Source organism: Proteus vulgaris (assembly GCF_016647575.1).
GTDB classification, from domain to species: Bacteria; Pseudomonadota; Gammaproteobacteria; order Enterobacterales; family Enterobacteriaceae; genus Proteus; species Proteus mirabilis_B.
In genome coordinates this window covers 3927915-3942097 of the sequence record NZ_CP032663.1, presented here as the reverse complement: position 1 = coordinate 3942097, position 14183 = coordinate 3927915, and the positions used below count along the sequence as shown (strand labels likewise).

8 protein-coding genes are annotated in these 14183 nt (G+C 41.9%); all 8 read right to left on the bottom strand.

Translation table 11 applies throughout. The features are described from left to right. Positions 1–10: 10 nt before the first annotated feature. Genes D7029_RS18000 through D7029_RS17965 form a run of 8 tightly spaced genes read right to left on the bottom strand, consistent with a single transcriptional unit; the run spans position 11 to position 13669 of the window. The gene (locus tag D7029_RS18000; protein WP_194951441.1) at positions 11–1567 is read right to left on the bottom strand and encodes a formylglycine-generating enzyme family protein; all 1557 of its coding nucleotides are present in this window, start codon (positions 1565–1567) and stop codon (positions 11–13) included. Continuing rightward, a complete protein-coding gene (locus tag D7029_RS17995) occupies positions 1557–2792 on the bottom strand; it encodes an ABC transporter permease (RefSeq protein WP_194951440.1) in 1236 nt (411 codons plus the stop codon). Before D7029_RS17995 ends, D7029_RS18000 begins: the two co-directional genes overlap by 11 nt. Then, positions 2773–3465: an ABC transporter ATP-binding protein gene (locus tag D7029_RS17990; RefSeq protein WP_194951439.1), complete on the bottom strand. Its 693-nt coding sequence runs from the start codon at positions 3463–3465 to the stop codon at positions 2773–2775. The genes D7029_RS17995 and D7029_RS17990 overlap by 20 nt, the downstream gene beginning before the upstream one ends. Further along, on the bottom strand, positions 3465–5468 hold the full coding sequence (locus tag D7029_RS17985) for a vWA domain-containing protein (protein WP_194951438.1): 2004 nt from the start codon (positions 5466–5468) through the stop codon (positions 3465–3467). The genes D7029_RS17990 and D7029_RS17985 overlap by 1 nt, the downstream gene beginning before the upstream one ends. 9 nt (positions 5469–5477) lie before the next feature. Next, positions 5478–6494, bottom strand: coding sequence for a hypothetical protein (locus tag D7029_RS17980; protein WP_194951437.1), 1017 nt, complete (start codon positions 6492–6494; stop codon positions 5478–5480). A gap of 3 nt (positions 6495–6497) precedes the next feature. Next, positions 6498–9203, bottom strand: a complete 2706-nt coding sequence (locus D7029_RS17975; protein ID WP_228766716.1) for a putative virulence factor — start codon at positions 9201–9203, stop codon at positions 6498–6500. Positions 9204–9205: 2 nt separating this feature from the next. After that, positions 9206–12190, bottom strand: a complete 2985-nt coding sequence (locus D7029_RS17970) for a virulence factor SrfB (RefSeq protein WP_194951435.1) — start codon at positions 12188–12190, stop codon at positions 9206–9208. A 3-nt stretch (positions 12191–12193) separates the two neighbouring features. Then, entirely contained in the window at positions 12194–13669 is a 1476-nt protein-coding gene (locus D7029_RS17965) for an SrfA family protein (protein WP_194951434.1), read from the bottom strand. Between the last annotated feature and the right edge of the window lie 514 nt (positions 13670–14183).

Below are 14183 nucleotides of genomic sequence, written 5' to 3'. Positions count from 1 at the left end.
AAAGTCTCTGTTATTGTTTTTTGCACGCTTCAAGCCATTCGTTCCGTGAAACTTTACCGTTAGCCCAATATCCTTGGAGTCCCTGCATATACGTTGAAAGGTACGTATTTAAATTTGATTTGCCTCTGGCTTCCATTAATTGACGTACAACGTCAACTTGAGGTTTTACTAAAGAGGCATCATACGTTGTTGCCATATCCACTAATGTGTCTGCGTAATAACTCACGACAAAGTCGAGGGTTTTCTTATGTTCGTTAACTTGCTCTTGGCGTCGTTCACATGTGGCATCTTTTGTGCCAGCAGGGCAATTTTTCTCATGTAGTGCAATTAATCGATCATAGAACTCGCCATCATCTTTTAATTTAGTACATAAAAAAGCGCCTAATTGCAGTGAAGTACGGATAGCTTGATCACGTTGCTCATCACGCAGTTGTGCATTTGCTCGTAATGTATTTTTTAATTCAGCTAACTGTTTTTTCAGCGCTTCATCTTGTACTTGGGTTGAGAGCGTATTCAGGCTATTAATGGAATTATCGCTATTAGTTTTTGAGTTATTGCTCGCTGGTTTCTCATTCCCTAATTGTTGCCACTCTTTTTCTATCTCTTTAATTTTGTCACGTGATGTCAATGCAGGGGCAACAATGGCTAAACGAAAACCTGTATATTTGTTTTTATTTGCACCGGTGTTTGTGTAATAAGGCTCTTCTTGACGCCATGAACTGCGCATATCGCTTTCTGGGGTAAGATAGCTACCACCGCGCACAATAAATCCACCTGCTTGTCCGTGTAAGCGGTCGAGTTTATTTAATCTAAAAGGCTCAAACATCATTTCAGCAACATTACCCAACATGTCATGTAATCCTAATGGATTGGGTGATAACAAACCGGTGAGCTGTAATGAGCCATTAGCGGATTGACTACCCGCAGACCAAATATAGTTTTTGGTGCCTTCTGGCATTGGGAAACGCATATCACGAAACTCTGAAGCGGATACTTTTAAACCGCCACGTGCCGCAAATTCCCACTCAGTTTCTGTCGGTAATCTTGCGAAGCCTTTTGCGCCATCTTCAACAGGTAATGCTTCGGGATGATTGCTTCTTAGCCATTGGTTGTATTGGTCAGCAAATTGCATCGCTTCATACCAACTGATATTCACTTTTGGTAAACGTAATTTATTTGAAGCAACGGGGCACTCTTTACCATTAATCACGCTCTGCATGGCGTTATATTGCAGATCGGTAACGGGGTATTTCGCCATAAGGTAGTAACGACCTTTTTCTTTGCCTTTTAATGGAAAGCTACCCGCAATATGTTCTGCTCGAGATTGTTCTAAATAGCCCCATTCATCACCTTCTTGCCCTAAGGTCACACTGTAATCTTGTAATGGCTGGCTTAAGGGTATGGTTACTTGGCGAAAAACCATTGAACCTTCACAAGGGAAAGGCAAAGTAACATCATCAGGCAAAGCTTTAGGGTTAACAAATTTATCATCCCATTTGGCAGATGCGGTAAAACTGCTAGATAACAGCGCGAATGATAAAGTTAGAAGCGATAAATTAAATTTCACGTAAGCTCTCCGCAGGTTCAATCGAAACGGCACGCAGTGCACCAATACTTGCCACTATTAAGGCGACAAGTAAGGCACTACACATGGCAATCAATAAATCCCAAAACGTTAACTGACAAACAAAAGCTTGTTCAGGTAAATGTGTGCCTAATAATGTGGTGAATAAGGCGCTACCGATGCCATAAAGCCCAAGGGCTAAAATAAAGGCAACGCTTGTTAATAGCAGTGCTTGCAACACAATGTATAAAGAGACTGCAAATTGACGAAAACCCAATAGGCGTAATACCGCCATGTCTTTACGTTTACGGTCAATATTGGCAAGGAATGCACCAATTAATGAGGCTATACAGCCTAATAGTGATACCCAAGCAATCACGGAAAAAATAACGTTAAGGACGTAGCTGATTGCTTTTACAGAGTCTATTTGGCTTTTTTGTGTCATCACATCAATGTGTTGTTGTCTAAACCAATCATCTAGTGGTGCAATGGCATCTAAATTTTTTGCATAAAGGCGAGCTTTAGCAAACTGAGTTCTTGGCTTCGCTTCAAAGCCTTCTGTTACGCCAAAAAGAGGCGCTTGATAACCATCACGGTAATCTTCCATTGCCACTAAAACATCAAGAGAAACAAAGGCTGCCGCTCTTGAAAATTTGCTATCGCTGATAATGGCGGCAACAGTAAAGGTACGCTTGGCTCGTTCATTGACACCATTAAGCTTACGGCTGATAAATAAGCGCACACTATCGCCTACATTTGCTTGTAATTTTTGTGCTGCATTAGCAGAGAGCACTAAGGTGTCGGCATTTTGGGGAATTGCGACACCCTCTAATAAGGGATCGTTTTCTGCTGTCGGGATAACTTCAGCATTATCAATAAAACGTTGCCCATCAATCACAATATCGGCTTGAGTGTTTAAGCTACGTGTTAATGGGATAACAAATCGAACCTCATCTTTACGTGCAATATCATTAAACCAATTTTGTGGATAATTACCATTGCCTAACATACGTATTTCAAGGTTACGCGGATCATTGAGGAGTTGGTTGTGAAGCTGCGTCACAATACCGTTTTTTAGCCCAAACAGCAGTAGCAGTGGTGCGATAACTGAGACTAAAGAGAACACAATACAGAGTGCGACTTTGCGATCATAAATTAAGTCGCGCCAAGCGAGTGAACTGAGTAAGCCAAGGCGATTGGGATTAGTGTTATTGTTTGATAAAGACACTACCGCCCCCTTGTAGTTGTGCGTGATAGTGGCTAAATCCAAAACGCTCGACTAAAGACCAATCGTGACTGACAACCAGTGCAGAGATATCGAGCTGTTTTACCATTTCAACAATCAATGCATACAACGCTTGCGCATTATGAGGATCGAGAGCGGCTGTAGGCTCATCAGCAAGTAATAGAGCGGGCTCATGAGCGATAGCACGAATAAATGCAGCGCGTTGACGTTCACCAATGGAGAGTTGGCGAGGTAGACGACTCAGTAAAGGGCGTAATTGCAGATGGTCAATGGCGTGATCAAGCCAAGCAGAGTGCGGTGTTAATCCCAGCATCTTACGAGGTAATTGAATATTTTGCATGACGGTTAAAAAGGGAAGTAATCCGCCACTTTGGAGCATAAAACCCAATTTCTCAGCACGTAATGAAGCGAGTCGAGCTTGTTCATTACTTAACACCGCTTGTGTGATAATTAAATCGTCACCGAGTTGAAAATGAGTTAATTCATCAGGGCGTAAGATTAACCCTATCATTTCCAATAAGGTACTTTTACCACAACCACTTAATCCCGTTAGCGCGCCGATTTCCCCTTTTTCAAGGGTTAATGAAGGAAGCGCAACACGAAAACCATGTTGCGCATCACCACGCGTAATTGCCATGCCTTCAATCTGGATCATTAAGGCAAGTTTTCCAGTGGAACAGGATAAACGTGATCGCGAGGATCGCTTTGTGGTGCAAGGGATATCCAACGATCAACATCTTCATTATAACGTTGATAGTATTGTAATTTCGTATTTAGACGACGAATAAATTTCTCTTGCGCAAGACCATCCCAGCTTTTCCATGTCTCTTCATCTAAGCCAAGCACTTCACTTAAATAAGGGAGATTTTCGACATACTCACCCAGTAAGCCCATTTCACCTAATTTGGTCGCTGAGCCTTGTTTGATTTGATTTGGATCGTTACCCATCGTGGCGGCAATCGAACGTAAATCAGCAAACATATTGTCAGGAGAGATCAAACCTTCATTAGCGGCATTCACGATTTTTTTCATCACATCACTTAAATCGCTCAGCTCACTTTTAGTCAGTAAAACCTGCACTTCTGTTGTTGGGATATTTTGCTGTAATAAATCCCGATCACTTATCCATGCTTTAAAAACAGGAGGTGCTTTTGTACCTTGCTTCTCACCTAAATAAGCTAAACGCATTGCATAGCCTAAATCGTGTGCATCATTCAGTAAGGTATCTGTCTCTTTATTCTTGCTATAAGTAGGATCGGCATTTAACGCACTACCCACGGTGGCTTCGCCACGATAAGCGGTTTGAATTTGAGTGGTTACAGCGGTTGCTAAGCTGTCTACCATACGACCAAAACTATTCACATCCCCAGAGTTGATAGGGTAGTAAAGCGATTTGTGTAAGAACGGATTAAGCGTTAATGCTTCATATTGTGCTTGTGCAGATGCGTGATTTTTTGCACCTGATGGCGTTTTTAAATGCAGTGTATAAAGTGCAACACCGCGATAAGCTGCTTCTTGGCGAATTTGCTCTGCGTCGAGCTTAGTGGATGAAAGAGGATCATCTCCCGTTAATGCACCTGCATCAGTGATTAAAATAACGTAACGCGCACCAAAACGTGTCCAATCAACATCATCAAGCGCTTGCATTACACCAGCATAAGCATCTTCATCAAAACGACTACTTGAGACTTTAGCTTGGCGTAACTCTTTAACTTTATTTAGGAAATCAGGGCCATCTTTTACATCATTGGGGTTTACAAACATTTTACTGTCGTATTCCAATGCAGGGACGGCTTTGGTATTAGAGCGAAATGCTACTAAACCAAATTTTACCTTATCCAACATGTTGTCTTTTTCGACTTGTGCATAAACCTTTTGAATCGCTTCTTTGGTTCTATCAATGTAAGGGTCCATTGATATGGTCGAGTCGATAACAAACACGACTGCGGCAGAAAAACCTTGCATCATATTGTCAGCATCTTTGCTGTTAGGTGTTGCAGGTTTTGTATTGTTTGCCGTTGCATTCGCATTCTGTGCTTCTTTGCTATCTTTGGTTTGTGAAGAGACAGAAGCCACATTGAGGACACGCACTTTATAGCCTGCATCAGTAAAGACTTCATCTGAGCCTAATACAGGTAACAGATAAAAATTGCTTTTCTGATCAATCATATAATCGGGCTCTTTTGCTAAAACAGCCGGATTCACTTTCTGGTTTTTGATATCTGCTAAAAAGGGCTTGTACTGTTTTTCAGGTGTTGGGCTTTCAAGTAAGCTTTCAACCGTTTGCTTATCTTTGAAAAACAGCATTGGGTTACGACCCGCAGGGTTAGTAAACGCGAGTGTTAACTGCATTTTCCACTCTGAGGTACAACTTGCATTCATCCAACCACTGATATGACCTAAGCTATCAGGGCCAACTTGTAACCACTCATTGGCACCTTGTTTTTGGCGCTGATAAACATAAAAACGGCTAAATGCAGGTTGCTCTTTACCTTTTGCGCCAACAGTGTCAGCAACTTGGCAACCCGGGTAAGTTAATACACGTTGATAGAGAGTCTTTTTACCCTCTTGTAGTAACGGCTTTTTCTCTTCAGCACTTGCTGGCGCTGTCAGAATTAAACCGCTGAGAATAAGAGTAAGCCAATGCGCCTTTTTCATGCGACTTTCCTATTTTTTCAAAGCTTCAAGACGCGCTTTTGCGTCACTGTTTTGTGAGTCGTGATTAAGAACCGCTTCGTACCAATAAATGGCCGTTTCTTTGTCTGCACCAAAGCAACCTTGTGCTGACGCGGTTTCTGGATCGTATTCACGAGCGTAATTCAGTGCGATATCAACATCACCTGATTGTGCTTTATAAGCATATAAACGCTGAGCAACATCACATTGATTGTTCTGTTTCGCTTGTTCAATAGTTGCAAGGATAGTTTTGCTATCCGGTTGGCTCTGTATGCAACTTTGTACAAAGGCTAATGCGGTACCCGATTTCATATTTTCGACACTGCATACACTCGGTGTTGCGGGTTCGGGTGTCGGTTGTGGTGCTGGCTCGCCAGCAGGATTACCTCTTAGTAAGAAGAACCATGTTAAGACACCCGCTAAAATTAAGATCAAGATAATGGCTAAAATTAAGCCAATTTTTGATTTCTTCGGTGCAGGTGGTGTTGGTCGTTGTGGCGGTTCATCCACGTTGATTTCAGGGATAACCGGTTCTACTTCTTCAGGCTCAATTTTGAGAGGTTCTGGCTCTGGCTCCGGTGGTGTTTCTTCAATAATAGGAGCAGGCGGAACTGGCTGATTATCTAATGTCGCTGTTGATTTTAATGCTTCACTCTGACCTTGCGCTTGTGAGGCTAATACGCCATCACGAATACGTAATCGCCCGATATCTTGTGTTTCGTTATCGTCTTTTAACGTAAATTGATACGCCATTTGTAAATTACTAACGAGGGGATCAACGAGCGTTTTATCAAGAATGATTTGATAACCATCATCAGCATCTTCAAGTGAAAGCTGGTGGAAAAAGGCATTACCTACCCATTCCCCTTTATCATTTAAGAAATAGCGATCTTGGTTACGCTGAATGCTTAAATAAACAGGGGAAGCGTCACCTTCCCAATTACGAATACTTAATACCGCAAAGCCGGGACGAGCAGGTTGTACGGGTTTTAATTCTGGATTAAACACGAATTATGACTCCACGACGGATGATTTCATGGTTTGAATGATTTGACCTAATAGTGCGTTTTGTTCAGCACTGATCTCTCTTCCCGCAGAATGCCCTGCATTCTCAGTAATAACCGCTGATAAAGCGATAAGCCAATCAATCACAAATAAAAGGGTGTAGTTAACAGGGTTAGTAGGTAAGCGGACTAAACGCTCATCATCACCCCATTGCACACTAGCACTATCAGGTCTTTCAAAGATCTTATAGCCTGCATTGATTTTGCTATCAGGCTTCTCAACACCGTTATCTTTGAAATTAAACCAAGTAATAAAATCACCTAGCACATTATAAACACGAGATGATTGCTGTTCGGCTAAGTCATCACGACGAGCAATAGCTTCTGTCCCTGCAAGGGTTTTCAACATACGTTGTTCAACACCAAGGCGATTGATTGCAGTGATAAGTTCATCCACTAACAGCACCATAATTTCTTGATCAATGCCTAAATAGGTTAACAAAGTACTGTTATCAGGCAGGCTACGTAGATGGTTTATCCATAATGCCATTACTTTTTTAGGGTAAGTAACCTCATTGCCGTGACCTTTAGGGGCTTCATCTTCTTCTGGTACTAGAGAGATTGGCGCATCACTAAAGAGATCGAAAGCAGGTTGTTCCATAGCCGCAAAGGCGGAAACAGGGGCTTGTGTTGCCTTCTTGTCTGAAAGCGTATCGATAACCTCTTTTTCCTGCATATACAGGTCGTAGAGTGATTTACGAGAAGGTAACAGGTAATCCAGTAACGCACCTTGTAAATAAGGACGGCTTTGCATAAAGCGTAAAATAGTGGCTGCATTACGGCGTTTGACTTGAAGCTCTTCTTCACCACCTGATTGATACCATTTTTCAAGATGATGGCCGATTAAATCACGTTGAATTTCTTGCAGTTGTTCGCTAATACGTTCAAGTTTTAGTGATTTTAATGCGACGGTTTCAAGGTAGTCGGCAAGGCGTTGCATACCGCCATCGTTAAGCGCCAACATGGCATTCCATGCTTGGTCTGGCTCTCGAATATAGCGTTGGACCGTTTCATCTTCCGCAAAGGTTTTTTTCATCAGATGTAGCTGAGAAACACTGTCTTCATTTAGAACAGTTTCTTTGCCATTACTGATTTGAATAAACGGGGTAGGTACGCCCGGTTTACGCACTAAGAAGGTGTTATTAAATGCTTCACCGTTGATCCAATCTGATGACATCCATTCATATTGACCAAAGCGTTCTAACATCGCCATTTTGATCATGCCACCTTTACCCCATGATTGACGTAATAACGCTTCATTCATGGTTAAGGAGTTGGTAATACGCATATCAAACATGGTCATTGCCCAAATTAAACCTGAAGGGCGTTTGGCGCGCGTTAATGCATCTTTACCTTGGGTGTTATTGATCCATTCTGTGAGGACTGCACCGACTTCTTTCACATCTGATTGTTTGTTTGATGCGGTACATACCACTAACACATTCATCTCTTGGTTATCGGTATAACGTTCAAATAGATAGGCGACTTTACCCCGTAGAATAAGCTGTGCCAGCGGATTTGCACTGTCATCGTTAACTTGACGACGTACATCAGCCATAGTTTCAACCCCTAAACGGCCGCGATAGCCCGGGAAATCGAGCAGTTCAACGTGTTCAAACAGGGCTTTACTTGGTGTATCTAATAGCGGAACGACTAATTCAACCGTCAGCGCCGTTAATTCTGCTAACGAAAGCGTCACAGGAGCATCAATACGATCGCCATGAACAGGACAAATGCTGATCTGGCTATCATTGGCAGTATTGAGACGCTCTAACATATCCACGTTCATAATACTGTCTTTTTGTATTAACACGCCGTCTTGCTCTTTGACTAAAGAAGTGAGCGGAGCCAAAACAAGAGGTGCATTACCTAAAGAGGCAAGAGTGGTGCTAAAACGTTGATAAGCGGATGTCAGCTCTGCAATATCGCCCCATAAAACAGAAAAGAGTTTAGCGCGTTGTGCAATGCTGAGATAAGGCGCTAACTCAATCGCTTTAGGCCAATAGGTTGTTGCCAATTTTTTCTGGCTTTTTTCAGCATGACGTTGCAGATAATCCCATAACGAGACAACGTCATCATGAGTAATGCCAGCAACAGGTGTAGCACTGCATTGTGTGCTTAATGAATTGATTAAACGAGAAATTTTCTCGTCATCTAATTCAAATTCAATTTTTTCCTGATTAAAGTCATACAGATAGGCATTGGCGAGAATTTTAACTATCTCAATTTCGCTGAAAAGATGCAGCTCAACAGGAAACTCTTGCGTGCCTTTTGTGGCGTTGCGACTAAAGCGAGTCACTAAACCTGTGGCTTCTTTACCGCCACCCGGTGGGTTGATGTGGTCGATAAAATCAAGGGTTTTACCTGACATACTGGTTCTTAGGCGACCATCTTGCCCTGCGGCAAGTGCTGAAATCAGGTACGACTTTCCTGCTTGAGAAAGACCAAAAAAGCCCACAGACATTGGTCTCTGTGTTGCTAAACTGAGATTTTTTGCCATGTTACGGCTACGGCGCAGACGATAGATAAGGCTATCGGCTTCGGTATTTAAACGAGGTGCATTACCTCTTACTGCCGTTACCCAATCAATGGCTTTACCTGCGCCTTGATAAATGGCATCCCATTTGGCTGTTAACTGTTTTTCATCCATCATATTCATTTACCTAATACACTCCCGCTATCCAGCCAATAGGATGTTTCACCAATACCACTATCTGCTAACGTATTGAGTTTGAAGCTTAAACCGTTCTTATTAACGCCACCTTTGCCATTAATAAGCTCCATCTCTTCAATGCGTAATTTTTCAGATTTATTGTCATCATTATGGCCAGAAGCGCCTCTTTCTTCCCCTAGCTTGATATGCAATACGCTGTCTTCTTGGCTAAGTTGCTGTGCCAATTTCGGATTTTTAATGCGCAAGGTATAAAGAGGAGATGCAGGCCAACGGGCATTATCTAATTGACGGAAACCTAAGCGTATTCCGCCTCTGACTTCAAAATAGGTATCAGGATCAGGCTCAAATTTATCCTGAATATCACGGTAGTAAACGTCATTATCAGAAATGGTGTTGTTATTATCCAACATCCCTAAATAACGTACTGTTGAGTAAGTTTTAAAGTTACCTGTCGAGAAGTAAAAATTGAGTAAACGTGCATTTTCAGCCATTAAACACAACATCGCACCGACCGCTGCTGTTGATTTTGGATCGTCAATACGGCCTTTTTTGTTGAATGGATACCAACCACCTGTTTTGTAGCCATGTAATGGCAGAATACGAGAAGGTGGTACCGGCTGTAATACTTTTAATAGTGCTTGAATACCCGGTAAGCGAGAAGGGCGACCTGTCAGCAGTAAAACATCACAGGAGTAGTAATAAAGCACTTCACACAGGGCTTTTAAACTACGGGTGATATTAATGCGTTCACCAGAAATAAATTCGGCGTGCAATTGCGCAAAGTTAATTTGTACCGGCACATTTAAAATGGAGAAACTCTCGCCACCACCCAGCTCTTTATTGGTTGCGTCATCAATATAACGACGTACATGCTCTGTCGGTAGAACGTTAAGTAATTCACCAAAAGTACTGTTAATACCTTCATGTGGAACTAATGGATCGTAGTTTTCATATTGGCTTAAAATCTTTAACCCAATCGGATTAAAAATTTGTAGGGTAAGCTGTTGGCGCAACACTTGCTGCCCTGCATCTAAACCTTCACTACCAAAAAGAGAAGACATCAGAGCATCGGCATCAGAAATACCTGCATCCGTTAATGCTGTGCGTAATGCAGGTAATACGCAAATCTGGATGATATCTAATAAAATATCATCACCCGCAATTTTAAATCCTTCACGGAATAACTGTGTTGGAATAATTTTAACGTTGCTACCTGTACCCGTATCCAGTTTATAACGTGTAATAACGAGATCGGTTGTTCCGCCACCAATATCGATTGAGGCAATTTTTAACGTGCTATCACCCGTTAATGCGCGGTTATCTTCGCGCACTTGGCTGGCAAAGAAGGCTTCAGTACGCTCACCAAATTTAATTTGTGTTTCGTTGTAGAGGTAAACTAACTGGCCACAAGTGGCTTCATCCCATTTCACATGGATGTTTGGCATAGGGATACGACACTGTTCATCTTTGCCATCAAAACGTAGTTTTTCGTCAGTTGGGTCCCAATTCATTGCTTTCCAAATGAGTCCTAATGCGTTTTCCATACACGTTTCAAAAATGGCACGCTCTGGTTTTGGCATCGCTGGTGGAATAGTCAAAATGATATTGCGCAATTGACGAGGCGCACTTGCGTGACTCATTTTAAGGCGTTGAGCAGGGCTGTTCATTTGCGTTAATGCCTGCGCTAACACTTCGGTTAACATCATGGTCATTAATGAACTACGGGTATAGTTTGGTGTAAATACCGGCATGCGGAAGTCAGGCTCTAAACGGAATAACGGCTCACCGTGATCGTTTAGAAGGTATGTCATCGGAACCGCAGTTGCCAGTGGCTCTCTGTCGGTTTGACCAAAAGAGCGGCTAAAGCGCCAACCCGGAGAATATGGCGAATCATCCCATAAATAGCGTTTAGGGCTTGAAATACCCGTTGAACCTTCAGTACCTAAGCGTTGCGCAGCCATGCGGTTGGCTTCAGGGCCAACGCGACCAATCGTCGGCCACATAAAGGCATTATTGCGACCACTATTGACTGAGAAATCTTGTTTACCAAATTCAGCTTGCGCAAATTCAACACGGCTTTCAAATGGCTCATTATAGATTTGATAAGGGTGGCTTAAATCACGCAATGTCATTTCATAGAGTTGCGTTAGCCCTTTATTATCATTGATATGATCTTCAATTAAGATCCCACAGGTGCGTGAGTTACCCACATCAAGAATAAGGTCAACTTCAATCGCAGGCTCTTGCGGTTTGGTTTCGTTAATTTTGATTTCAGGTAAGCGTAGCTTCTCACCTAAAATATTGAGTAAATTGAGATAATGTGCCTGATGTTGAAACTCTTTGAGCGCCTCTTCAAGTTCATCATGGTACATTTTGGTCACAGCCAGCGCTCTTTCACTAAAGACTTCCTTTAACCAACCATCAATCCACGGTGTTTCAAGGAAGTTCTCAACTTCATAGCCCAAATAAGCCAACGCAAAAGCGACACCAGAGCGAACATCTTCTTCGTTTGGCGCCAGATAAGCTGTATTGGCGCGATTCGGTTCAATTCGAGTATCAAATGCCACAACAACGCGGTGTGTATGTCCATCTTCATCTGGCTCTGGCAGTTGATGGAACATCATTCTTACCCAGTTATCAGGGCCTTGAGAGAATGCGCGGGGTGGATTAAAACGGAAAAATGGTACTGGTAGCCATGTATCATTTAATAGCGTTAATGACTCTTCAAGGGAAAAGCTAAATTCAGCTTCTCTTGGTGTCTGAGGCTGATTTTTAGGTGCTGGGTAAAGATAGTTATCATCTCGTTCATTATAGATGAGTCGCATTAACGGGCCGTTTTCGCCTTTTTTAACAAACTCACCGTACTCTTTGCGCTGTGGTAGCTTAAAACCAAAATCCAGAAACTGAATATTACTGTCTCGGATAAGGGTAATTTTATCTTTATAATCGGTCAGTGGCGCTAACATGAATTAGTTATTCTCCCGCTTCATTGATAATGGGAATGGCTGATTGTTTTCATATTTCCCTTGGCAATCAGCAATATTTTGGCTTCCTGGTTGGCAAATAATATTTGGCATCAAATAGTTTGAACCATCACTACACAGAGCCTGACCTTGGTTATTAATATTTAATCCACCCTGATTGACGACGGCATTGACTGGTGCTTTACAGGTTACGCCATCACTGCGTGTCATGACGACTTGTCCTTTACCATTATCTAATTGGTAATTTAGGCTCAGTGGTTTACCTGTTTTTTGATCTTGAATTCCCGCCCCTGCTTTCCATTGACCATTTAGGAATTGGGTAGAGCCATTCGCTAACGCATTCGCCGGAATGGTCAGTGGTGTTGTGTTATCGGCTGTTGCAGGCGGTGTCACATCGGGTGGTGCATTGGGATCAACAGGAGGGGTAGGAGTGTTGTTCTCATTCCCTGTATTTTGATTGTTATCTGTTTTCGGTTGCTCATTTTGTGCCGCTGGATCAACCGGAGGTACGTTAGGTTGTTGCGCATCTTCAGGCAATGTTCCTTCAGGTAATGCACCTTGGTTATTGTCTGTTTGAGGATCAACCACAGGTAAACCCGTATTAGGATCAACGATTGCGCCGTTATCACTTGTACCATTAATCACATTCCCATTGGCATCAATGGTGCCTAATGTTCCTGTGTGAACCGTATTTGTTGGCACACCAACGGTGTGACCGTTAGTGACCACGGTGGGGACTTTCGGTTTTTCAAGAGTAGGATCGGGTAATTTAGGCGCTTCAATATCGGGTGTTTTAATATCGACCGTAGGTAATGCTGGCGTTGAAAAACAGCCTCTTAAGAAGAAAATCGCGAGTAGAAGTAATAATAAAGGTAATAGCCACCATAAGAAACGCCACCAAGGGCGCTTAGTGTCAGTAATAATGACTTTTTCTTGCACTGGTGGAACCACGGTTGATGTTGGTGCTATTGGCGCAACAGCGGGCTTTAAGCAAGCAACAGGGTCAACTCTAAGCTGTTGATTAGCACTGACAAAACCCCAGAAGGTAATAATAGGTTGGCCATCAACAATAAAAATATGGTTTTCATCAGGAAATTGGATAGTTTTACTGAGTAAGGCACCAAAAAGCTGACTTTCTTTATTTCCAGCCCTTTGCTGCTCTTGTTCACTAAAGGCGATTAAATCATCTTGATTCTTTTTCAGTAGCGCATAAGCGGCGGTGCGTTCTTCTTCTGAAGCCGCAGACCAAGGAATAACAGAGCCGTCAATCGGTGAATACCAGTCAATGCGCTCGCCAGTTTCATTTGGCTGAGGAATAGCAAGGCATTGAGAAATATGAGCCTTTCCTCTTAAACGCAGGGTTTCACGCAGCTGTAGTGCAGAGATATAAACAGCCTGTCCATTTTCTCCCATAGGGAGGTAACTTTCTAATTTACCACTTCGTAAGAATGCTTTATTCACGACGATCATTCCGCTAGGCAAGATTATCTATGGGTAAGTTGGCTTATCCGTAAATAGGCTTTAAGGCTAAAAATAAAGATATAAAATTTATATACATTTTATATTATCAGAAATTTGGTGTCTATCTAGCGGATTATTTAGGGTTAATTAACTGATTATTATTAAAGGATTTTTTATTTTTCTTGAGTGAAAATGGGAATATTAAGATGACGATGATGATAATTAAATAATGACATTACAGGTTGCGCTATATTTTCTTAAATATATGGATTAAATCACCGATATATTGGTTTTTGCATTAAAAAATAATGAAATAGAAGAAAAAAAAGACAAAATATAAAAGAATAAACTATTGGTAAGTGTCTAATTGCTGTGATAATAATCACAAAATAGGTTTATTCTGAATAATGAGAGAATAAGAAAAGAAAAAAACACACAATTAAGGAATGGTCTTAAATAGATAAGATATAGAGTTTGCCAGCGCCAATATAATAATAAAATACACGTAATACGT